Annotated in this window: 16 protein-coding genes; 13 read left to right on the forward strand and 3 right to left on the reverse strand. The window is 65.5% G+C overall.

From position 1 onward, the window contains the following. The first annotated feature begins 16 nt into the window (after positions 1-16). The 9 genes from cheA to cheZ all read left to right on the forward strand — a co-directional run bounded on the left by cheA (position 17) and on the right by cheZ (position 11,073). Positions 17-2,194 (forward strand): chemotaxis protein CheA, encoded by a 2,178-nt coding sequence (cheA, locus tag N5B55_RS18455; RefSeq protein ID WP_304540974.1) that lies wholly within the window; start codon positions 17-19, stop codon positions 2,192-2,194. A gap of 80 nt (positions 2,195-2,274) precedes the next feature. Further along, positions 2,275-2,766 carry a chemotaxis protein CheW gene (locus N5B55_RS18460; protein ID WP_009240463.1) on the forward strand — a complete coding sequence of 164 codons (492 nt, stop codon included), beginning with the start codon at positions 2,275-2,277 and terminating at the stop codon, positions 2,764-2,766. Positions 2,767-2,890: 124 nt separating this feature from the next. Continuing rightward, positions 2,891-4,771: a methyl-accepting chemotaxis protein gene (locus tag N5B55_RS18465; RefSeq protein ID WP_304540977.1), complete on the forward strand. Its 1,881-nt coding sequence runs from the start codon at positions 2,891-2,893 to the stop codon at positions 4,769-4,771. A gap of 225 nt (positions 4,772-4,996) precedes the next feature. Continuing rightward, the gene (locus N5B55_RS18470) at positions 4,997-6,898 is read left to right on the forward strand and encodes a methyl-accepting chemotaxis protein (protein ID WP_304540979.1); all 1,902 of its coding nucleotides are present in this window, start codon (positions 4,997-4,999) and stop codon (positions 6,896-6,898) included. 103 nt (positions 6,899-7,001) lie between these two features. Further along, positions 7,002-7,880, forward strand: a complete 879-nt coding sequence (locus N5B55_RS18475; protein ID WP_154205673.1) for a CheR family methyltransferase — start codon at positions 7,002-7,004, stop codon at positions 7,878-7,880. 89 nt (positions 7,881-7,969) lie between these two features. Next, positions 7,970-8,587, forward strand: a complete 618-nt coding sequence (cheD, locus tag N5B55_RS18480) for a chemoreceptor glutamine deamidase CheD (RefSeq protein WP_045202244.1) — start codon at positions 7,970-7,972, stop codon at positions 8,585-8,587. Between the two features lie 139 nt (positions 8,588-8,726). Next, positions 8,727-9,854, forward strand: a complete 1,128-nt coding sequence (locus N5B55_RS18485; RefSeq protein WP_304540981.1) for a protein-glutamate methylesterase/protein-glutamine glutaminase — start codon at positions 8,727-8,729, stop codon at positions 9,852-9,854. 149 nt (positions 9,855-10,003) lie between these two features. Next, positions 10,004-10,405 (forward strand): chemotaxis response regulator CheY, encoded by a 402-nt coding sequence (cheY, locus tag N5B55_RS18490; protein ID WP_009240469.1) that lies wholly within the window; start codon positions 10,004-10,006, stop codon positions 10,403-10,405. Continuing rightward, positions 10,405-11,073 carry a protein phosphatase CheZ gene (gene cheZ / locus N5B55_RS18495; RefSeq protein ID WP_009240470.1) on the forward strand — a complete coding sequence of 223 codons (669 nt, stop codon included), beginning with the start codon at positions 10,405-10,407 and terminating at the stop codon, positions 11,071-11,073. Before cheY ends, cheZ begins: the two co-directional genes overlap by 1 nt. A gap of 101 nt (positions 11,074-11,174) precedes the next feature. On the opposite strand, the gene N5B55_RS18500 is transcribed toward cheZ, so the two are convergent. Continuing rightward, positions 11,175-12,278: a formylglycine-generating enzyme family protein gene (locus tag N5B55_RS18500; protein WP_304540984.1), complete on the reverse strand. Its 1,104-nt coding sequence runs from the start codon at positions 12,276-12,278 to the stop codon at positions 11,175-11,177. Continuing rightward, positions 12,278-14,251: an arylsulfatase gene (locus tag N5B55_RS18505; protein ID WP_304540986.1), complete on the reverse strand. Its 1,974-nt coding sequence runs from the start codon at positions 14,249-14,251 to the stop codon at positions 12,278-12,280. The genes N5B55_RS18500 and N5B55_RS18505 overlap by 1 nt, the downstream gene beginning before the upstream one ends. A gap of 321 nt (positions 14,252-14,572) precedes the next feature. Between N5B55_RS18505 and flhB the strand changes: the two genes are divergently transcribed. Continuing rightward, the gene (gene flhB, locus N5B55_RS18510; RefSeq protein WP_065854251.1) at positions 14,573-15,748 is read left to right on the forward strand and encodes a flagellar biosynthesis protein FlhB; all 1,176 of its coding nucleotides are present in this window, start codon (positions 14,573-14,575) and stop codon (positions 15,746-15,748) included. Between the two features lie 59 nt (positions 15,749-15,807). On the opposite strand, the gene N5B55_RS18515 is transcribed toward flhB, so the two are convergent. Further along, positions 15,808-16,500, reverse strand: a complete 693-nt coding sequence (locus tag N5B55_RS18515; protein WP_304540988.1) for a YitT family protein — start codon at positions 16,498-16,500, stop codon at positions 15,808-15,810. A 461-nt stretch (positions 16,501-16,961) separates the two neighbouring features. Here N5B55_RS18515 and flhA point away from each other — a divergent pair, with 461 nt between their 5' ends. Genes flhA through N5B55_RS18530 form a run of 3 tightly spaced genes read left to right on the forward strand, consistent with a single transcriptional unit; the run spans position 16,962 to position 21,791 of the window. Beyond that, positions 16,962-19,088, forward strand: coding sequence for a flagellar biosynthesis protein FlhA (gene flhA / locus N5B55_RS18520; RefSeq protein ID WP_065854253.1), 2,127 nt, complete (start codon positions 16,962-16,964; stop codon positions 19,086-19,088). Further along, entirely contained in the window at positions 19,085-20,995 is a 1,911-nt protein-coding gene (gene flhF / locus N5B55_RS18525) for a flagellar biosynthesis protein FlhF (RefSeq protein ID WP_304540991.1), read from the forward strand. The genes flhA and flhF overlap by 4 nt, the downstream gene beginning before the upstream one ends. 13 nt (positions 20,996-21,008) lie before the next feature. Then, positions 21,009-21,791: a MinD/ParA family ATP-binding protein gene (locus N5B55_RS18530; RefSeq protein WP_178961822.1), complete on the forward strand. Its 783-nt coding sequence runs from the start codon at positions 21,009-21,011 to the stop codon at positions 21,789-21,791. Positions 21,792-21,799 lie beyond the last annotated feature (8 nt).

The raw sequence follows: 21,799 nt of genomic DNA on the forward strand, positions 1-21,799 counted from the left end.
GACCGAGACGACAGATATGAACCTCGACCTTAGCCAGTTTTTCGGCGCCTTTTTCGAAGAGGCGGAAGAGCTGCTCGTCGACATGGAGCGGCTGCTGCTCAACCTCGATGTCGCCAATCCTTCTTCTGATGATCTGAACGCCATCTTCCGCTGCGCGCACTCCATCAAGGGTGGTGCTGCGACGTTCGGGTTCACACACATGACGGAACTCACGCATGTGGCTGAATCGATTCTGGACCGCGCTCGCACCGGTACCCTGCAGCTGCGCGAAAACATGGTGGATGCCTTCCTGGAAACGAAAGACGTGTTGAAAAGCCAACTTGATGCCTACCGGCAAGAGCACCCTATCGATACGGCCACGCTCGAATACATGGTGGCCAAGCTCAACAGCCTGACCGCCGAGGACGGCGCCCCTGTTGCCGCCGCGCCGGCAGCTGCGGCGCCCGTGGCGACGCCCGAACCGGTGGCTGCGCCCCAGCCTGAGCCGGTGGTGGTCGAGGTGGCTGCGGCCGAAGCCGTGGGCGACATCGAAGGCGGTCTGGACATCAAGCTCATCGACGTCTCGAACGAAGACTGCGAGCTGATCGTCACCGAACTCAAGCACCTGGGCACCGTGCTGCGCCACGCGCGCACCGGTCGCAACAGCGACATCGTGCTGCAGAGCACCTGCACCGCCGACGACATCATCGCGGTGAGCTGCTTCATCATCGATGCCGACCAGATCGTCATCACGCCGCACGTCGGTGGCGCGGCGCCGGCCGCTGAGGCCGCTGCGCCGGTGGTGGCTGCACCGACGCCCGCCGCCGCACAGACGGAAGTCCACGCCCCGGCTGCCAATGAAGCTGCGCCCGTGCAGGCGGCTGCCGTTGCCGCTGCTGCCGCCCCGATGCCGGCCCGTCCGGCTGCCGCCGATCACAAGCCGGCCGTGGCTGCAGAAACGTCGATCCGCGTGGGCGTGGAAAAGGTCGACCAGCTGATTAACCTCGTAGGCGAACTCGTCATCACGCAGGCCATGCTGGCGCAAACCGCGCAGGCCTTCGACCCGGTGCTCAACGAGCGCCTGTTTGCCGGCCTGTCGCAGCTCACGCGCAACGCGCGCGACCTGCAAGAAGCCGCCATGTCCATCCGCATGATGCCGATGGACTACGTGTTCAACCGCTTCCCGCGCCTGGTGCGCGACCTGGCGAACAAGCTGGGCAAGCAGGTCGAGCTGTCGACGTTCGGCAAGTCGACCGAACTGGACAAGGGCCTGATTGAACGCATCATCGATCCGCTCACGCACCTGGTGCGCAACAGCCTGGACCACGGCATCGAACTGCCCGAGGCCCGCGTGGCCGCCGGCAAGGACGCCACCGGCCAACTGCTGCTGTCTGCTGCCCACCAGGGCGGCAACATCGTCATCGAGGTGAGCGACGACGGCCAGGGCCTGAACCGCGACAAGATCCTCAAGAAGGCCCGCGAGCGCGGCCTGCCCGTGTCGGACAACATGACCGACGACGAGATCAACCAGCTCATCTTCGCGCCGGGCTTCTCCACGGCCGACCAGGTGACGGACGTGTCCGGCCGCGGCGTCGGCATGGACGTGGTCAAGCAGAACATCCAGTCGATGGGCGGCTACGTCGAGATCCAGTCGCAGAAGGGCAAGGGCACCACGATCCGCATCGTGCTGCCGCTCACGCTGGCGATCCTCGACGGCATGTCGGTCAAGACCGGCGACGAAGTGTTCATCCTCCCGCTGTCGTGCGTGGCCGAATCGCTGCAGCCGCGTCCGGAAGACATCAAGGCCGTGCCGGGCGGCGGTCGCCTGCTGAAGGTGCGCAACGAATACCTGACGCTGGTGCCGATGTACGAACGCTTCCGCATCACGCCGTCGCTGCCCAATCCGTCGGAAGGCATCGTCGTGATTCTGGATTCGGAAGGCAAGAAGATTGCGCTGCAGGTGGACGAACTGGTCGGTCAGCAGCAGGTGGTGGTCAAGAACCTCGAGACCAACTACCGCCGTGTGCCCGGCATTTCGGGCGCGACTATCCTGGGCGACGGCAGCGTTGCCCTGATCGTCGATGTGTCGGCACTGATGCGCGAGACCCGTGCCGGCCATTCAGAAAACGCGATGCGTGCCGTTACTGCCGAAAAGCACGACATGGGCGAAGCACAGGGCGGTCGTTTCTCGACCGAGGCGATGGCCGCAGCATAAGCGCTCACGTCTGACAGGGTGGGATCGGCCACCCGGCAATGAATTCAATCTAGTGGCCCAACGGGCCGAGGGGAGCCGCAATGGAAGTCAAGGAACACGCGATCGGCGAAGACACCGGCGGGGAGGAATACCTGGCCTTTACGCTGGGCCGCGAGGAATACGGCATCGACATCCTGAAGGTGCAGGAAATCCGCGGCTACGAGACCGTCACGCGCATCGCCAACGCGCCCGATTTCATCAAGGGTGTGATCAACCTGCGCGGCATCATCGTGCCGATCGTTGATCTGCGCATCAAGTTCCAGCTCGATCGCGTCGAGTACAACCAGTACACCGTCGTCATCATCCTGAACCTGAAGGACCGTGTGGTTGGCATCGTGGTGGATGGCGTGTCGGACGTGCTGACGCTGCAAAGCCAGCAGATCAAGCCGGCGCCGGAGTTCTCGGGCGCGCTGGACACGGAATACATCCGTGGCCTGGGCTCGATCGACGAGCGCATGCTGATCCTGGTGGACATCGAGCGCCTGCTGATGTCGGCCGACATGGCGCTGTGCGACGAAGCAGAAGCCGCCTGATCGCAACATGAATCCGGCCGGGGCACGGGCGACGTGCTCACGGCATATGAAGGCTGGGCCAACTGGGTCCAGCGGGCGACAAGACACCGTAAGAACAGGTGCGGCGCCGTTAGGGGAGGGAAGCATGTTCAGCAAAATGACCATCCGGCTCCGTTTGGGGCTGATGATGGCGGGCATCGGTGTGCTCGCCGTTATCGTGGGCGTGTCGGGCCTTATCGGCATGCGACACGCCAATACCCGCGTTCAGGACGGCTATGCCGTGCAGTTGGCGGGCACCGTGGCATTGGCCGAATCCGATTCCAATCTCCTGAGCGCGCGCATCGTGCTCGATCGTGCAGCCATGGCGCCCAACGCGCCCGGCGTGGAAAAGTCGATCGAGCGCGCGAAGATGTTCCTGGATAAGTCCGACGCGGCCTGGAAGCGCTACCGGGTGCTGCCCGCCGCGGCAGACGAACGCAAGCTGGCCGACGAGGCCCAGGGCCTGCGTGAAGCATTTCTGCGTGATGGCGCACAGGTGTTGATGCAAGCCGTGCAAGCACACGACGAAGCGCGCATCAACAAAAGCGTCATGGACGTGATGCCCGCGCTGTACCGCCCGCTGGGCGACAAAGTCGAGGCGCTGAACCGCATGCAGATGGACGTGGCCAAAGCCAGCTACGAAGCGAGCCAGGCCGAGCATCACAAGCTCAGCACCCTCACCACCGGCCTGCTGCTGGGCGGCATTCTGGTGGGCGGGCTGCTGACGTGGGCACTGCGCCGCTCGATCACGGTGCCCCTGATGCGCGCCATCGAACAGGCCGAGCACATCACGCAGGGCGACCTCACGCACACCATCCAGGTCGACCGCGCCGATGAAACCGGCCGTCTGCTGCAGGCGCTGCAACGCATGCAGGAAAGCCTGCAGAAGATGGTGGGGCAGGTGCGCACGGGCTCCGACTCGATTGCCAGCGCCACGCAACAGATTGCCGCCGGCAATGCCGACCTTTCGCAGCGCACCGAGCAGCAGGCTTCGGCGCTGGAAGAAACCGCGTCAAGCATGGAAGAGCTGACGAGCATCGTGCGCCAGAACGCCGACAACGCGCGCCAGGCCAGCACGCTGGCGGGCAACGCATCGGACATCGCCGTGAAGGGCGGCGAAGTGGTCGGCCGGGTGGTGGACACCATGGCGGGCATCAACGACAGCAGCAAGAAGATTGCGGACATCATCGGCGTCATTGAAGGCATTGCCTTCCAGACGAACATCCTGGCGCTGAATGCGGCAGTGGAAGCCGCCCGCGCAGGCGAGCAGGGCCGCGGCTTTGCGGTGGTGGCCGGGGAGGTGCGCAGCCTTGCACAGCGCTCCGCCACGGCGGCCAAGGAAATCAAGGAACTCATCAGCGATTCGGTTGGCCGCGTTGAAAACGGCACCACGCTGGTGGCCGAAGCCGGCAGCGTCATCGAAGAAGTGGTGGTTGCCGTCAAGCGCGTGACCGACATCATGGGCGAGATCAGCTCCGCATCGGACGAGCAGAGCGCCGGTATCGAGCAGATCAACCAGGCCGTCACGCAGATGGACGAAGGCACGCAGCAGAACGCCGCGCTGGTGGAGCAAGCCGCCGCCGCCGCGATGTCGCTGCAGGAGCAGGCCAGCGGGTTGCGCCAGGCGGTGGCTGCTTTCCGGACGCAGGCAGGAACGCAGGCACCGTCGGCACCCTCGACACCCTCGGCACCGACAGCACACAAGGCGGCCACGGCGCCGTTGGCTGTGCGTGCAACTGCCAGGCCGGCCCCGAAGGCCAAAGCCGTACCGCGCCGTGCCGCCAAGCCAAAGGCTGCCGCACGCAGCGCCGCCGAACCCACTGCGCTGACCGCTGCCGCACCCGCAGCGCCGGCCAGCGCCACAGAACAACAACGCGAGCGCACCGCCGCCGCTGCCGTGATCAAAGCGGCTGCGTCAGCGCTCAAGTTGCCCGTACCCAAGCTCGTTGCCGCAGGCGGCGACGATCGCGACTGGGAGACCTTTTGACCATGTATGCACGGGATCTTCGCTGCTCGCGAAAGCTCTCTCGTGTGTGTTTGTGGTGTGCAGCCTGCCCTCCGGGGCAGGTTTTTTTTTGCCTGGGCTAATGCCTGCTGAAGCCGGGGTGACCCCCCACTGAAGTGGCATGACCTCATGGCGGTTCTAAAGGGCCGTCCCCCGCAGGCCGATAGCGCTAGGGGGCATATAAAAAAACAGGAAGAGGTAGACAACATGGGTTGGATCAAGCGTTTGCCGGTGTCCACGGTACTCACGGGCGGTTTCCTGATCGTGGCGGCCATGGGCGCAGCGATTGGCGGGTTGGGCATCTATACGATTACGCAGTTGAGCAAAGCCAGCGAAGAGCTGGCGCAAAAGCAGATGCGCGCCATCACCCAGATGGGCAGCGCGGCCAACAGCCTGGCGCATGCCAGCCGTGCGCAGACAGCGCTGCTGATTGCCACCACGCTCAACGAGCGCAAGGCGCTCAGCGCGCAGATTTCGGACAGCATGCAGCACCTGAAAGACGGTGTGGAGAACGTGCGCCCGCTGTTCACCTCGGACGAAGGCAAGAAGATGATCCGCGAGGTCGATGCGATCTACCCCGTCTGGGGCAAGCGCATGACCGACTTCGTGGCGCTGATGGACAAGCAGGGCCTGGACCCGACCCAGTTCGACAGCCGCGTCACCGCAGAAAACGTCGGCTTGCTGGACGACACCGCGGCGTTTGAAAAGACGCTCGACAAGATGGTCAAGCGCGTGGAGGAGGTCTCCGCCGCATCCACCGTCAAGGCCCGTGACGATGCGCACCGTTCGCGTCTGGTGATGATGGTGATGGCCTGCGCGGGGGCGCTGCTCGGCATCGTGCTGGGGCTGGTCATTGCCCGCCGGCTGTCGCGCCAGCTGGGTGGCGAGCCGTCGTACGCCGCCGAGATTGCCCGCCGCATTGCCGCGGGCGACCTGGCCGTGCACGTGCAGACCCGCCCCGGCGACCATGACAGCATGCTGTTCGCCATGGCGCAGATGCAGCAGCAACTGACCGGCACGATCACCAACATCAAGAGTTCCGCCGATTCCATTGCCAGCGCCACCAAGCAGATCGCCGCCGGCAATGCCGACCTCTCGCAGCGCACGGAAGAGCAGGCCTCGTCGCTGGAGGAAACCGCGTCCAGCATGGAAGAGCTGACCAGCATCGTGAAGCAGAACGCCGACAACGCGCGCCAAGCCAGCCAACTGGCCGGCAGCGCGTCGGACATCGCCGTCAAGGGTGGCGAAGTGGTGGGCCGCGTGGTGGAAACCATGGCCGGCATCAACGCCAGCAGCAAGAAGATCGCCGACATCATCGGCGTGATCGAGGGCATTGCGTTCCAGACCAACATCCTCGCCCTGAATGCCGCCGTGGAAGCGGCGCGCGCGGGCGAGCAGGGCCGCGGCTTTGCCGTGGTGGCGGGCGAGGTGCGCAGCCTCGCGCAACGCTCGGCCACGGCGGCCAAGGAAATCAAGGAACTGATCGGCGATTCAGTGGGCCGTGTGCGCAACGGGTCGGCCCTGGTGGCCGAAGCCGGCACCGTCATCGAAGAGGTGGTGGTGGCCGTGCGCCGCGTGACCGACATCATGGGCGAGATTTCCGCCGCGTCGGACGAACAAAGCTCCGGCATCGAACAGGTCAACCAGGCCGTGAACCAGATGGACGAGGTCACGCAGCAGAACGCCGCGCTGGTGGAGCAGGCTGCTGCCGCAGCCCTGTCGCTGGAAGAGCAGGCCCAACTGCTGCGCGATGCCGTGGCGACGTTCCGCACCGATGCCTCGGTGGAGCTGGCCGTGGCGGCGGCGCCTGCTGCCGTTTCCGCGCCTGCCGTCCGCAGCCAGATCCGCCCCGAGAAGACCACAGTGGTGCCATCCGTGGCGCGCGCCCTGGCTTCGCGCAAGGCCGCCAAGCCAGCCGCATCGACGGAGCTGGTCCCGGAGCAGGCACCCGCCGCCGTGCAGGAGCAAAAAGCGCCCCAGGAGGCACATTCGGCGGTTGCGCCGGTGGCTGCCGCCGTGGCTGCGGCGGCCGTTTCCGAAGCCGTCCTTGCCCCGGCCCTCAAGCTGAGCACCGGTTCTGCCGATGAAGATGACTGGAGCACATTCTGACGCCAGCCTCGCCAACAGCAAACTTGGCGCGGCCTGCGGCAACGGTGCCCGCCACATACTGAAAGCGGGCATCAAGACTCGCGCAATTACGGGGTAGTTACCTATGGCACAAACCTTGGCGCCAGTCTCGCCGACGCTCGCGTCGCGCGAGTTTTCATTCACCGCTGAAGATTTCAGCCGCATTCGGGACCTGATCTACCGACGTGTCGGCATCTCGCTGTCCGACCGCAAGAGTGAAATGGTCTATAGCCGCCTGGCCCGCCGTCTGCGCGTGGTCAACCTCGGCTCGTTCCGCGATTACCTGGACGCACTGGAAAAAGGCCACTTGCCCGACGAGTGGGAGGCCTTTACCAACGCCCTGACCACCAACCTGACCGCGTTCTTTCGCGAGCAGCATCACTTTCCGATCCTGCACGAGCACGCCAAGGCCAAGCGCACGCCGTTCACCGTGTGGTGTTCGGCATCGTCGACCGGCGAAGAGCCGTACTCGATCGCCATCACGCTGGCTGAAGCGTTTGGCTCGATGTCGCCCAGCCAGGTGAGCGTGATCGCCTCGGATGTGGATACCAACGCGCTGGCCCGCGCCCGCGCCGGCATCTATCCGATGGAGCGTGTCGCGGCGCTGTCGCCCGAGCGCCTGAAAAAGTATTTCCTGCGCGGCACCGGCAAGCACGAAGGCTATGCCCGCGTGCGGCCCGAGCTGCAGGCCATGATCGACTTCCGCCAGATCAACCTGCTCGACCGCGATTGGCCCCTGCAGCAGAAGTTCGACGTGATCTTCTGCCGCAACGTGATGATCTATTTCGACAAGCCAACGCAGGCCAAGATTCTCGAACATTTCATCGACGTGATGAAACCCGATGGCCTGCTGTTTGCCGGCCATTCGGAGAGCTTCCTGCAGGTCACCAAGGCGTGGACGCTGCGCGGCAAGACCGTGTACGAAGTCGCGCCCGAGCTGCGCGCCAAGATGGGGGCACGATGATCGAATTCGGCAAACGCGCGACCCCGCAGTCAGCCGCCGACGCCATGCGCAGCGATAGCGGCATGAGCAGCGGCATGAGCGCTGGCGCCATGGCCACGCTCGCGCAATCGGCCGCCAGCACCCACGCGTACTACGACACCACCTTCGGCCGTCGGGCCATGAAAGTGCTGCCCGGCGAGTATTCCGTCACCACCGAAGACCTGATGCTGGTGACCGTGCTCGGCTCGTGCGTCTCGGCTTGCGTGCGCGACAAGACCCTCGGCATTGGCGGCATGAACCACTTCATGCTGCCCTCGCGCAACGAAGGGGAGTCGATCCTGTCGCCCTCCATGCGCTACGGCACGCATGCCATGGAAGTGCTGCTCAACCAGCTCTACAAGGCGGGCGCCAAGCGCGAGCGTCTGGAGATCAAGGTGTTTGGCGGCGCCGCCGTCTTGGCCGGCATGAGCACGCTCGACGTGGGCGAGCGCAACGGCAAGTTCGTGCTCGAATTCCTGCGCAACGAAGGCCTGACGGTGGCCGCCAAAGACCTCTTTGACGTACACCCGCGCAAGGTGTATTTCGTACCGTCCACCGGCCAGATCATGGTGCGCAAGCTGCGCTCGCAGAACACGGCGGCCGAGCTGGACAGCGAGGCGCAATACGCCAGCAAGCTGTCGAAGTCCATCACGACAAAGCCCGCCTCGCGCCTGCAACTATTCACTTAGGAGACCGCCAAAAAACGATTCTGACGGCCCAACGCCGCCTTGCCGTACGACTTGTACTGCCTGCGTCGGCGCTGATCCATCAGAACCGCTTCGCTTCGTTTTGCAACGGTCTCAACATTCAGAAGACTTGCTCCCGAACATGAACGACAAACGCAAGATTCAGGTGCTGTGCATCGACGATTCCGCACTGATCCGCAGCATCCTGAAGGAGATCATCAACAGCCAGCCGGATATGGAAGTGGTGGGTGTGGCGCCCGACCCGATCATCGCGCGCGACCTCATCAAGCAGACCAATCCGGACGTGCTCACGCTGGACGTCGAAATGCCGAAGATGGACGGCCTCGACTTCCTGGAAAAGCTCATGCGCCTGCGCCCGACGCCGGTAGTCATGATCTCGTCGCTGACGGAGCGCGGTTCTGAAGCCACGCTGCGCGCGCTGGAGCTGGGCGCGGTGGATTTTGTCGCCAAGCCCAAGCTGGGTATGCGCGACGGCATGCACGAATACGCCGACCAGATCGCCGACAAGATCCGCGCGGCGGCTCGCGCAAAGCTGCGTCCGCGTACCGCCGCTCCGGTTCCCGTGGCGGGCGCGGCCACAGCGTCGGCACCCGGCGCACACGTTCGCGCCGACCACGCTGCGGCAACGCCGGCAACTGCGCGTACCCATTTCTCGTCGACGGAAAAGCTGATCATCGTGGGCGCTTCCACCGGCGGCACCGAGGCGATCAAGGATTTCCTGATGGAAATGCCGCCCGACTGCCCCGGCATCCTGATCGTGCAGCACATGCCGGCAGGTTTCACCACCTCGTTTGCCAAGCGGCTGGACGGCCTGTGCCGTATCCGCGTGAAGGAAGCCGCGCACGGTGAGCGTGTGCTGCCGGGCCACGCCTACATTGCCCCGGGCGACATGCACCTCTCGCTGGGGCGCAGCGGCGCCAACTACGTCACCGAGCTGGACCAGGGCCCGCCGGTCAACCGCCATCGCCCGGCGGTGGACGTGCTGTTCCGCTCCGCCGCGCGCAACGCCGGGGCCAACGCCCTGGGCGTCATCCTCACCGGCATGGGCAAGGACGGCGCGGTGGGCATGCTGGAGATGCGCAACGCCGGTGCCTACAACGTCGCGCAGGACGAGGCGTCCTGTGTGGTGTACGGCATGCCCAAGGAGGCGGTGGCCCACGGCGGCGTGCACGAAGTCCTGCCGCTGTCGCAGATCGGCCCGCACGTGCTGGCCAAGCTGTCGGCCCACGGCCGCGTGACGCGGGTTTAACGCCCGACTTTGCGGGTACATTGGTTGCGGGGCGCAGCAGTCAGGCGCCCCGCACCATTCCGGCGCTCAAGAATCGGCCCCAGGCGCCGATAAGATTGCCAAGGAAGCCCGAAACCCCCCAATTCAGTTAGTTTGCGGAGATTGTGTCCATGGACAAGAGCCAGTACCGATTCCTCGTCGTCGACGATTTCCCGACGATGCGCCGGATCGTGCGTAACCTGCTCAAGGAACTTGGTTTTTCCAACGTCGACGAGGCCGAAGACGGCGCCGCCGGCCTGGCCAAGGTCAAGGAAGGCCGGTTTGATTTCGTGATCTCGGACTGGAACATGCCCAACATGGATGGCCTGCAGATGCTGCAGAGCATCCGTGGCGACGCCAACCCCGTCATCAGCAAGATGCCGGTGCTGATGGTGACGGCCGAAGCCAAGAAGGAAAACATCATCGCCGCCGCCCAGGCAGGAGCCAACGGCTACGTGGTCAAGCCCTTTACGGCTGCCACGCTGGACGAAAAGCTGGGCAAGATTTTCGAGAAACTCGAAAAGGGGGCGTGATGAGCGAGATGCACGATGGCGCCCAGGCGCCCGCCGCCGAAGGTGCAGACCACGGCGACATGCCCGAAATGCTCCAGCGCATCGGCCACCTCACGCGCATGCTGCGTGAAAGCATGCGCGAGCTGGGCCTGGACAAGGGTGTCGAGAAGGCCGCATCGGCCATCCCCGACGCACGCGACCGCCTGAATTACATCGCCAACATGACCGAGCAGGCGGCCACCCGCGTGCTCAACGCCATCGACGCAGCGCGGCCCGTGCAAGACGCGCTGGAGTCCGACTCCCAGGCGCTGGTCAACCGCTGGCAGTCGTGGATGGACCGCCAACTGGGCGACGACGAGATCCGCGAGCTGGTGGGCCAGACCAACGGCTTCCTGCGCAGCGTTCCTGAAAAAACGCGCGACACGAACCAGCAACTCATGGAAATCCTGATGGCCCAGGACTTCCAGGACTTGACCGGTCAGGTGATCAAGAAGGTGCTGGATGTCGTCCAGCTCATCGAAAGCCAGCTGGTCGGCATCCTGCTCGACAACGCGCCGGAACACCTGCGCGTGGAAGCCGCGCAGGTTGCGACGTCGCTGCTCAACGGCCCGCAGATCAATCCGGACCATCCGGACGTGGTTGCCAACCAGGAACAGGTGGACGACCTGCTGGAAAGCCTCGGGTTCTGACCTCGGCGCTGGACACAACAAAACGGGCGTTGCGACGATGTGCGCAACGCCCGTTTTGTTTTGTTTTGTCTATTGCCTGTCATGGCGCGATACCGCCGCCCTCAATCGCGCAGGATGGTCCGGAACCCGATGTGCGCTGCGGGCAGATCGGCTTCCTGCGCCTCCCGTGCGGAGGCCCGGTAGCGCACGCAGAAGTCCGGCGAGCACAGGAACGAGCCGCCCTTGATGACCATCGGCCGGTTCGGCTGGCTGTTGTTCCGACCGAAGCGTTGCGGTTGGTCCAGCGCGGCCACGGCGCGGGTGTCGCCATTGGCGTGCGACTGATGCGGGCCGGTATAGGCGTCGCGGGTCCATTCCCACACGTTGCCGATCATGTCGTACAGCGCAAAGCCGTTGGCGGCATAGCAGCCGACGGGGCCGATGCCGGCGCGGCCGTCCTCTGCGGTGTCCAGCACGGGAAAGATGCCTTGCCAGTAGTTGGCGCCGGGTTTGCCGCTGCCATCGCGCGGAGCTTTCTCGAGGTCCGCGCCATCGCGCCCGGCCTTGCCGGCGTATTCCCACTCCGCTTCCGTCGGCAGGTCGTGGCCAAGCCAGCGGGCGTAAGCCAGTGCATCGGCCTGGGTGACACGCGTCACGGGCTGGTTGTCGGCATCGGCGAGCTGGCTGTCGGCCCCAGTCGGGTGGCGCCAGTCCGCCCCTTTCACCCAGCGCCACCATGCATACGGGCGTGTCTGCATCTCTGCCGAATCCGGCACGTGAAACACCACCGCGCCGCCCTGGCGCTCGGCGTCGGTCACATAGCCCGTGGCGGCCACGAAACCGGCGAACTGCGCGTTGGTCACCTCCGTCTGGTCGATCCAGAAACCGCGCACGCGCGTCTGGGCAGGCGTGCCACCGCTCTGCGCCGGGCGTTCGTCCGGATAGCCGAGCGTGGTGCCAAAGGTGAAGCTGCCGCTGCTCACGTGCACCATGCCGGCCCGCGTGTCCTGCCGCCAGCCGGGCGGCAACCCGCCGTAGCGGGCGCAAGCCTCGGTCGTGCCCAGCGGCAGGCGCGGCGCCGTGTGCGCGTTGACCACATTTGCGGCGCGGGCCGCCATGTTGCCACCGGCCGGGTGCAGCGCCACGGTTGCCACCGCGGCCAGCGCTGCACCTGCCAGCACCCAGCGCACACGCCGGTGCCTTTTCTGCTGTACCTCGGCGCTCATCAATAGAACCCGCGTGGGCGCAGCGGCTCCACCCCACCAACGCTGCGCATGTAGTCCTGCCATTGCTGGTACAGCGTGGCCGCCACGTCAGGGTGCTGCGCAGACACATCGGTGGTCTCGCCCCGGTCGCTGGCAATGTCGAAGAGCTGCCAGTGGCCATCGGCCGCGCCCAGCGGCGGTTCGGTCCACAGCGCCTTCCAGCGGCCGTCTGCGCTGCGCAGGTAGGCCCGGCCGTACGACTCGTCGCCGAAGGGCTGCGTGTGGATGGGGCCTGCATCGGCGGATTGCCGGATCGACGCCAGCAGCGACACGCCCGTCACCGGATACACCGCGCGGCTGCCGTACTGCACCTTGCCCTTGTTCTGGTCGACACCGTTGCCGTCCACGGCAGGCTGCGCGGGTGTGCTGGGCGGGGCAATGCCGGCCACGGCCAGGAAGGTGGCGGTGTTGTCCGTCACATGCGTGAAGCGCGTGATGGGTGGCAGCGCCTGCGTCTGCCCCGGCAAACGCACGATGGCCGGCACCGACACCCCGCCTTCGGCTGCATGGCCCTTGACCAGGTTGAACGGCGTAGCGCTCACCTCGGCCCAGCGCAGGCCGTATTGCAGGCGCTGCGCGTTGGCCAGGCCGTTGTCGGTGCCAAGCCTGGAGTAGACCGGGTCGGTGGCGTTGGCTTCATCGGTGGCCTTCGGGTCGGCGCCCGAGTCGATGGGCCAGCCTTCGGCGCCGTTGTCCGACTGGAACATGATGAAGGTGTTGTCGTACTCGCCGATGTCTTTCAGGTGCTGGATCAGCAGGCCGATGTTGTAGTCGAGGTTTTCGACCATGCCGGCGTAGATCTCCATGTAGCGCGCCTGCGCCTTGCGCTCCAGCGGCGTGAGGTCGCTCCACTTCTTGTTGACGTAGCCGGGGCCGTAGTCGGTATAGCCCTGCGCGGGGCCATGATTTGCATTGATGTAGCGCGCATTGGTCGTGCCGTTGTTGGGCGATGCGGCCGAACGCGTGGTCGTGCCGGGCAGCCCGGCAAACGGCGTGAAATCGGCCGGAATGATGCCCAGCGCCTTCTGCCGCGCGATGCGCGCATCGCGGATGACGTCGTAGCCCGCGTCATAGCGGCCGGCATATTTGTGCAGCCACGGGTCCGGCACCTGCAGCGGCCAGTGTGGCGAGGTGTACGCCGCATAGGCAAAGAACGGCTTGCCGTCGCCCTTGTGCGAGTCGATGTAGCTGATCAGCTTCTGCGTGTAGAAATCCGTCGAATAGAACACCGCCGGGCTGCCGCCCGCGCCGCCCGGTTGCCCTGGCTGGCCCGGTTGCACATAGGCGCCGTCTTCCGTGTAGTTCCTGGCGTTGGCGTTTTCATGGCCGAAGTGGTTGCTGGCCGCACCCGGCAGCAGCGCATACGAGCGCTCGAAACCCCACTGGTCGGGCGTCTTGCCCAGGTTGGCAGCGCTGCCCGCAATGCCGTTGCCCAGATGCCACTTGCCGGCCATGTAGGTGTGATAACCGCCGTCCTTGAGCAGTTGCGCGACCGACAGCGAGCGGTCGTTCAGATAACCCTCGTAGCCCGGCAGGCCCGCACGCTCGTCGTTGGGCGCACCCATGGTCCCTTCGCCCACCAGGTGGTGGTCGGTGCCCGAGATCAGCATTGCCCGCGTGATGGCGCAGACGGTGCCCGCATGGTGGTTGGTCAGCAGCCGGCCGGACTGCACCAGCGCATCGAGGTTGGGCGTGTCGATCTCGCCGCCCATGGCGTGGATGTCGGAATAGCCGAGGTCGTCGGCCATGATGTACAGGATGTTCGGCTTGCGGGCCGGTGTGTCCGGTGTGCTGTTGTCGGTGCCGGCCGTGGACGTGCCGGGCGGCGAATCGCTGCCGCACGCACTGAGCGTGGCAAGGGCGGTGGTGAGCAGGGCCGCCAGCAAGCGCTGGCGCAACGGCAGGGCAGGGGAGTTGGCTCGATCGGGCGACATGACGGTTGGTCCGTTCTGCATTCTGGTTTGGTGAACGGGTCATGCTATGGACGCCCCCTGCATAAGGCGACGAAGTTTTCCGCACGTCGATATGACGCACAGGCGTTTTGCCCGTGCGCAGGCCGTTGCCCCGCCATTGCGAACCCCACGTTAACTCTGTATGGACGACGCCTGCGCCACAAGCAGCGCCATTTCGAGGAAATGCCCCCTCCGGAGCGGCTTTTTCCGCGCTTCGGCCAGGCGAGGGTGCCGGAATAATGCGAGGGTCGGCCATCAGGCCGGTGCTGTGCATTCCATCCCGTTCCCCCCTCGCACGCCGGCATGTCCGAAGAAAGCGATCTCGAAAAAACCGAACCAGCCTCTCCGAGGCGCCTCGAGCAGGCGCGCGAGGAAGGCGACGTTCCCAGATCACGGGAACTGGCTTCGTTCGCCCTCACGGCAGTGTCCGCGGGTGGTTTGTGGGTGATGGGCGACTCAATTGTGCGGGCAGCGTCGTCCTTTCTGGCGCGCTGCCTGGAATTCCACCGCTACAACTACACCAGCGGGCAGGACCAGTGGAACTACGTGACCGGCCAGTTCATGCCGCTGGCCATGGCGCTGGGCGGGCTGATGCTGATGCTGGTGATTGCCGCGCTGTCGCCGCTGGCGCTGACGCGCGGGGCCATCTCGTTCAAGCCGCTGTCCCCCGACATTTCGCGCCTGTTCAAGCTGCAAGGGCTGACGCGCATGTTCTCGATGGAGGGGCTGATGGAGCTGCCCCGCCTGCTGATCAAGCTGTTCCTGATTGCCGGCGTGGGCTGGCTGCTCGTTCGGTATTACCGCGGTGATCTGATCGAACTTCCGCAGCAGGACCTGGGTGTGGCCATGCGCGACACCCTGCACGTGGCCGGCGTGGCCTTCCTCTGCATGGCGGCGGTGATGATGCTGGTGGCGGCCGTGGATGTGCCGCTGTCCTTGTGGCAATACGCGCGCAAGCACCGCATGACCAAGGAAGAGGTGCGCAAGGAGCACCGCGAGTCCGAAGGCGATCCGCACGTCAAGGGCCGCATCCGCAACCTGCAGCGCCAGGCGGCCCAGCGCCGCATGATGGCCGACGTGCCCAAAGCCGACGTGATCGTCACCAACCCGACGCACTACGCCGTGGCGCTGCGCTATTCCGAGAAGGAAGGCGGCGCGCCGCGCGTGCTGGCCAAGGGCGCCGACATGGTCGCCGCCAAGATTCGGGAGTTGGGGACGGAGCACAAGATTCCCATTCTGGAAGCGCCCCCGCTGGCCCGTGCGCTGTACCGCCATACCGAGATCGGCCACCAGATTCCGGAGGCGCTCTACGCCGCTGTGGCCGAAGTGCTCGCCTATGTCTACCAGCTGCGCCGCCTGCATCAGGTGGGCGGCCGTGTGCCGGTGCGTCCGACCGACCTGCCGGTGCCTGCCGATATGGATCCGGGGCCGCAGCCCGGCCCGGACGATGCCGATGACGACGTCACCAGCGGCGCCTGAGGGATCGGCAACCCCGACGTTGACGCTGACGCCTTCGCCCGGTAAGGCTCCGACTGGAGCTACCGCACCACGACGTTATATCGGCCCGGGCGGTGCCATGCGATCACCATCGCGCTCATGGCGACTGCGCTGAGTGCCGACCACCCCACGCGGCCGGTCGGAATCACCAGGAGCGATGTCAGCAGAATCATCGAATCGATGGCCACCTGTACGATCCCCGCATTGATGCCCCGCGTGCGCTGCAGCCAGAGCGTCAGGACGCCCGTGCCGCCCACGCCGGAGCCATGCCGGGCGAGCGCCAACACCCCCATGCCGTTGAGCGTCCCGCCCACCACCGCTGCAAACAGCGGGCTCTCAAAATCGATGTGCAAGGCCTGCCGCGTCACCGCAAGCAGGAGGGTGATGCCACAACTGGCCAGCGTCGACTTGATGGCAAAACGGGGGCCCATCACGAAATAGGCGAACACGAAAAACGGCACGTTGACCAACGTGAAAATGGTGCCGACCGACAGCGGCGCGACATACGACACGAGCAACGCGATCCCTGCAATGCCACCGGTCACGAGTCCGGCCGCGCTGAGCAACACCACCCCCGTCACGATAAACATCATGCCGACGGCCATGCCGTAGACGTCTTCGAGCATCGTGTGCCGGGCGGCATGGGGAGGGTTTGCTGCGACGGCGCTGCTTGCGTGATGAAGCTGATGGTCCATGGTGCCGCTCATCGGATGAACGGCCAGTCCGGCAAACAATCATGGATGTCCGGTAATCCAGAGGTGGGGCGCTTCATTGAACGTTGCCTATGATCGGGTTGGTGCATCCACGCACCGGGCACTGCACCACCGTCGTGCGGCGTTGCCTGGATCCGGCTCTGGTGGGCGGCGTTTCAGGATGATTTGCAAGTCCCATACCCAGCATCCCTGGCGGCATGGCGCATACGACCAGGCCGCTGCTGCAGCGCGAGGGTATCGAAAGGGGAGCGGTTGAGGGACAGCATGGGCACAGCCCATTTGAGTACGCGATTCTGTATGAAAGTCTGGTACGACGCACCCCCAGGCCCCCCTGGCGGCGTGAAGGGGTAGAAGCGCACCCCCCGGTGGGAGGGTATTTCAACGAAAAGCCGCCTTTTGGGCGGCTTTCTCGCTTCTTCGATTTGGCGATGCCGCCTGCAAGATGGCATCCATCGAAAAGCCCCCCGCTGCACGCCCCGCCAATGAACGCCGCACTGCTCCGAGTCACCGACATCCTGCGCAAGGGCGACTACCGCTCGGCCGCGGGCCCGGTGCTCATCATCCTGATCCTGGCGATGATGGTGCTGCCATTGCCGCCGTTCATCCTGGACCTGCTGTTCACCTTCAACATCGCGCTGTCGATCATCGTGCTGCTGATCAGCATGCACACGCTCAAGCCGCTGGATTTCTCGTCGTTCCCGAGCATCCTGCTGATCACCACGCTGATGCGGCTGTCGCTGAACGTGGCGTCCACGCGCGTGGTGCTGATGGAAGGCCACACCGGCCCCGACGCCGCCGGCAAGGTGATCGAGGCGTTCGGCCACTTCCTCGTGGGCGGAAACTACACCGTCGGCATCGTGCTGTTCGTCATCCTGGTGATCATCAACTTCATGGTGATCAGCAAGGGCGCGGGCCGTATCGCCGAGGTCAGCGCGCGCTTCACGCTCGATGCGATGCCCGGCAAACAGATGGCCATCGACGCCGACCTGAACGCCGGCCTCATCCGCGAAGACGAGGCCCGCAGGCGCCGCACGGAGATCGCCCAGGAAGCTGAATTCTTCGGCTCCATGGACGGTGCCAGCAAGTTCGTGCGCGGCGATTCGGTGGCGGGTATCGCCATCCTGCTGATCAACATCGTCGGCGGCCTGGCCGTGGGCGTGCTCCAGCACGGCATGGACGTGGGCCACGCCGCCACCAACTACACGCTGCTGACCATCGGTGACGGCCTTGTCGCGCAGATTCCCGCGCTGGTGATCTCCACCGCAGCGGGCATCATGGTCAGCCGCGTCTCCACCGACAAGGACGTCGGCCAGCAACTGTCGAGCGAGCTGTTTGCCATGCCGATGGTGCTGATGACCACTGCCGGCGTGCTCGGCCTGCTGGGCCTGGTGCCGGGCATGCCGCACATCCCGTTCGTGCTGTTTGGCGGCGGCCTGGGCTACCTGGGCTGGTACCTCAAGAAGAAGCGCGAAGTGCCCGAGATCGAGCCCGTGCTGCAGGCCATTGCCCCGGTGGATACGCCCGAGGCGAGCTGGGACGACGTTGCGTGGGTCGACGTGCTGGGCCTGGAAATCGGCTACCGCCTGATCCCGCTGGTCGACAAGAGCCAGGACGGCGAGCTGCTGCGCCGGATCAAGGGCATCCGCAAGAAGTTCACGCAGGACATGGGTTTCCTGGCGCCGGTGGTACACATCCGCGACAACCTGGAGCTGGGCCCGTCGTCGTACCGCATCACCCTCAAGGGTGTGGAAATCGGCCACGGCGAAGTGCAGCAGGGCAAGTTCCTCGCCATCAACCCGGGCGGCCAGGACGGCATGGGGGGTCATGGCGGCATGGGTGGCCTCGGTGGTCGACTGGGCACGCAACTGCCCGGCACCCCGACCGTGGACCCGACCTTTGGTCTGCCTGCCATGTGGATCACTGCCGATGTGCGCGATCGCGCGCAGGCCGAGGGTTACACCGTGGTCGACTGCAGCACGGTCATCGCCACGCACGTCAATCAGTTGATTTACACCCATAGCACCGAGCTTCTCGGCCGTTTGGAAGTCCAGCAATTGCTCGATCATTTGGGCAAGGAAGCACCGAAGCTGGTCGAAGACGTTGTGCCGAAGCTGTTGCCCGTCGCGACCGTGCAGAAGGTGCTGCAGAACCTGCTGGACGAAGGCCTGCACATCCGCGATATCCGCACCATCGTCGAGACGCTGGCGGAGCACGGAGGCAGGACGCAAGACCCCGCCGAACTCACCGCCGCCGTGCGTGTGGCGCTGGGCCGGGCGATTGCCCAGCAGCTCTTCCCGAACAAGACCGAAATGCAGGTCGTCACGCTTGACCCGAATCTGGAGAACATCTTGCTGCAAAGCGTCGTTGGCTCTAACGCCGGCCCGATCGAACCGCAACTGGCCGACTCGCTCATGCAGGCGGCAGCGGACTCGTCGCGGCAGCACGAACAGATGGGTCAGACCGGCGTCCTGCTCGTGCCGCCCGCACTGCGCCCGATGCTCGCCCGCCTGTTCAAGCGTGCCGCACCGAGCCTGCGCGTGCTGTCGCACGCAGAAATTCCAGATCACCGAACGATTAAGGTTGTCGCCATGCTTGGAGGCCGCGCATGAAAATGCATCGATTTACCGGACTGACGTCGCGTGACGTTCTGCGCAAGGTCCGCGACCAACTGGGCGATGGCGCTCTGATCCTGTCGAACCGCGCCATTCCCGGCGGCATCGAGATCATCGCGGCATCCGATTCGCACGTGGATGCGCTGGTCGACACGCAGTCGTCGGCGCCCCGGACGGCGCAGCGCCGTCCCACGGCACCGGCCCCGATTCCCGAGCCCGCACCGATTGCCGCTGCAACCGCAACGGTGGCTGCCGCGCAGGCACCGGCGGATGAAGCCCCGCAGGCCGAGACCCCGGCACCCAACGCGCTGGCCCGTCTGCGTAACCGCTTCATTGCTTCGCGCCGCGCGCCGGCACCGGATGAAGCTCCGGCAGCCCCGGTTGCTCCGGTGGCCAAGCCGGCCGGCCGCACGCTGCAAACGCGCGTGGATGACGACGTGGCCTTCGGCGAAGAAGATGCGCTGGCAGCGTCCACCCGCATGCTGGCTGGCCTGTCGCTGGACCGCGCCAATGCCGAGGTTGCCCAGTCCGCGGCGCAAGCCCTGGCCAGCACCGCCCAATTCATCGCCCGCCGCACCGCAGTGGAAGACGAGGAGCCGGCGATGGAATCGACCGCCCGCTTTGCCGCACGCCGTGAGCAGCCACGCGAGCAGGCACATGAACAGGAAGAGCGCCCGGTTTCGCTGCGCAGCTTTGCCGAGCGCGTGGAAGCCCAGGCCCGCAACCTCCGTGCAGAACAGCAGAAGGCCGAAGCGCCTGTGAAGGCCCGCATCGACGCGCAAGCCGACGCAGGCAAGGCGTCCGACATTTTCGTCCGCGTGGAGGACACGATGGCCAAGCCCGAAGCCCCGCGTGATGACGTGAGCCTGCAGCGTTCGGCCTTCCAGGCCGACGTGAAGGAAAGCATCCGTGCCGAGACCGACGTGATGACCCGCCGCATGGTCGGCGAGATCGAAACGCTCAAGAGCACGCTGAACGACGCCATGTCGAGCCTGGCCTCGCTGGGCGTGAAGCTGGGCGACCCGGTGCGTACGCGCCTGTTCCAGACCATGCTCAACGCAGGGTTCTCGGCGCAGCTCACGCGCTACGTGCTGGAGAACATGCCGCAGCACGACACGTACGAAGGCGCGCTGGATTTTGTGCAGCGTGCGATTGAAAAGAACCTGAGCACCGTGTCGGATGAAAACAGCCTGCTCGACCAGGGCGGCGTGTTTGCCCTGATGGGCCCGACCGGCGTGGGCAAGACCACCACGACCGCCAAGCTGGCCGCACGCTTCGTGCTGCGCCATGGCGCCTCACGTGTGGCACTGCTGTCGACCGACAGCTACCGGATCGGCGGCCACGAACAGCTGCGCATCTACGGCAAGATCCTGGGCGTCTCGGTGCATGCCGTGAAAGACGCGCAAGACCTGAGCCTGGCGCTGAACGACCTGCGCGAGAAGCACGTCGTGCTGATCGACACCATCGGCATGAGCCAGCGCGACCGCGCCGTGTCCGAACAGATGGCGATGCTGCACGCCGTGGGCCCGTCGATCAAGCGCCTGCTGCTGCTCAACGCTGCCAGCAACGGCAAGACGCTCGATGAAGTCGTGGGTGCCTACCGCGACGCCAACCTGGCCGGCTGCATCCTGACCAAGATCGACGAGGCCGCTTCCGTGGGCCACGCGATGGACGTGATGATCCGCCGCCGCCTGCCGCTGCACTACGTGTCGTACGGCCAGCGAGTGCCGGAAGACATCGCGGTGCCGAACAAGAAGCTGCTCATCCACCGCTCGTTCCGGGCCGGTGCGGAGCAGTCGTCGTTCACGCTGGATTCGGACGAATCGCTGCTCGTGGCCCAGGGTGCGGTGTCACGCAACGCAGGCAACCGCGAACCCGGCCTGGCCGCTTTCGATTTCGCCTGACAAGGGGGCGACCATGACGACGCCATTCGCCAAGGATCAAGCCGCAGGGCTGCGGCGCATGCTCGGTCATGCCGCTGCCCGCCGCGTGCTCGTGATCGGCGCGGAAGAGCAGGTCGATGACTTTGTCGACAACCTGCGCATCGCGCTGTCCGGCATGGGCCGCGATACCGCTGTGGTGAGCGCGCAGACCGTGCTGGCCATGGCCGGTGTGCTTGAGGAGCACGACGAGACGGCGGATGTGACCCTCGTGGCAGCGCATTTCGGCACGCGGGCGCTGGGCACCGTGGCCGAAGCGTGCGACGACGTGCTGCTGACCTTCTCGGATGGTCCGGAAGGCATCAAGAGCGCTTACACGCTGCTCAAGAAAACCGCCGTGCTGCAAGGCGGCGCCGGCATCCGCACCGTGGTGTGCGGCGCGCATTCGGTGGATTCCGCCGTGCGCGTGTTCGGCAACCTGGCCAACACCGTGGGCCAGTACCTGAACACCCGGATCGATTTCGCCGGCTACCTCCCCGAGGACCGGCACGTAGAACTCGCGCTCTCGCTCGGCAAGCCCGTGGCGAGTGCGTTTCCCGCATCGCCTTCGGCCATGGCCTTCCGCCAGCTTGCCGAAGAAATGTTGAGCTGGGCCAGCGCCGAGGCCCAAGCCGGTGATGGCAGTGCGCCGTCACGGGTGGTCATGTCGGCGCGGGCACCGGCTCAGGAGCCGGCAGATGAATCGGCGCAAGCAACGTCAATGTCGGCATCGACAGCGACACCCGGCGCCACCGCACGCGCGGCCGAATTGGTTTATTGAGGCGCAGC

The sequence above is a fragment of the Ralstonia pickettii genome (genome assembly GCF_030582395.1).
Classification (GTDB): domain Bacteria; phylum Pseudomonadota; class Gammaproteobacteria; order Burkholderiales; family Burkholderiaceae; genus Ralstonia; species Ralstonia pickettii_D.

Bases quoted from the DNA above. Each gene is read 5' to 3' on its own strand.
- cheA (WP_304540974.1), top strand. From the start codon at position 17: ATGAACCTCGACCTTAGCCAGTTTTTCGGCGCCTTTTTCGAAGAGGCG.
- N5B55_RS18460 (WP_009240463.1), top strand. From the start codon at position 2,275: ATGGAAGTCAAGGAACACGCGATCGGCGAAGACACCGGCGGGGAGGAA.
- N5B55_RS18465 (WP_304540977.1), top strand. From the start codon at position 2,891: ATGTTCAGCAAAATGACCATCCGGCTCCGTTTGGGGCTGATGATGGCG.
- N5B55_RS18470 (WP_304540979.1), top strand. From the start codon at position 4,997: ATGGGTTGGATCAAGCGTTTGCCGGTGTCCACGGTACTCACGGGCGGT.
- N5B55_RS18475 (WP_154205673.1), top strand. From the start codon at position 7,002: ATGGCACAAACCTTGGCGCCAGTCTCGCCGACGCTCGCGTCGCGCGAG.
- cheD (WP_045202244.1), top strand. From the start codon at position 7,970: ATGGCCACGCTCGCGCAATCGGCCGCCAGCACCCACGCGTACTACGAC.
- N5B55_RS18485 (WP_304540981.1), top strand. From the start codon at position 8,727: ATGAACGACAAACGCAAGATTCAGGTGCTGTGCATCGACGATTCCGCA.
- cheY (WP_009240469.1), top strand. From the start codon at position 10,004: ATGGACAAGAGCCAGTACCGATTCCTCGTCGTCGACGATTTCCCGACG.
- cheZ (WP_009240470.1), top strand. From the start codon at position 10,405: ATGAGCGAGATGCACGATGGCGCCCAGGCGCCCGCCGCCGAAGGTGCA.
- N5B55_RS18500 (WP_304540984.1), bottom strand. From the start codon at position 12,278: ATGAGCGCCGAGGTACAGCAGAAAAGGCACCGGCGTGTGCGCTGGGTG.
- N5B55_RS18505 (WP_304540986.1), bottom strand. From the start codon at position 14,251: ATGTCGCCCGATCGAGCCAACTCCCCTGCCCTGCCGTTGCGCCAGCGC.
- flhB (WP_065854251.1), top strand. From the start codon at position 14,573: ATGTCCGAAGAAAGCGATCTCGAAAAAACCGAACCAGCCTCTCCGAGG.
- flhA (WP_065854253.1), top strand. From the start codon at position 16,962: ATGAACGCCGCACTGCTCCGAGTCACCGACATCCTGCGCAAGGGCGAC.
- flhF (WP_304540991.1), top strand. From the start codon at position 19,085: ATGAAAATGCATCGATTTACCGGACTGACGTCGCGTGACGTTCTGCGC.
- N5B55_RS18530 (WP_178961822.1), top strand. From the start codon at position 21,009: ATGACGACGCCATTCGCCAAGGATCAAGCCGCAGGGCTGCGGCGCATG.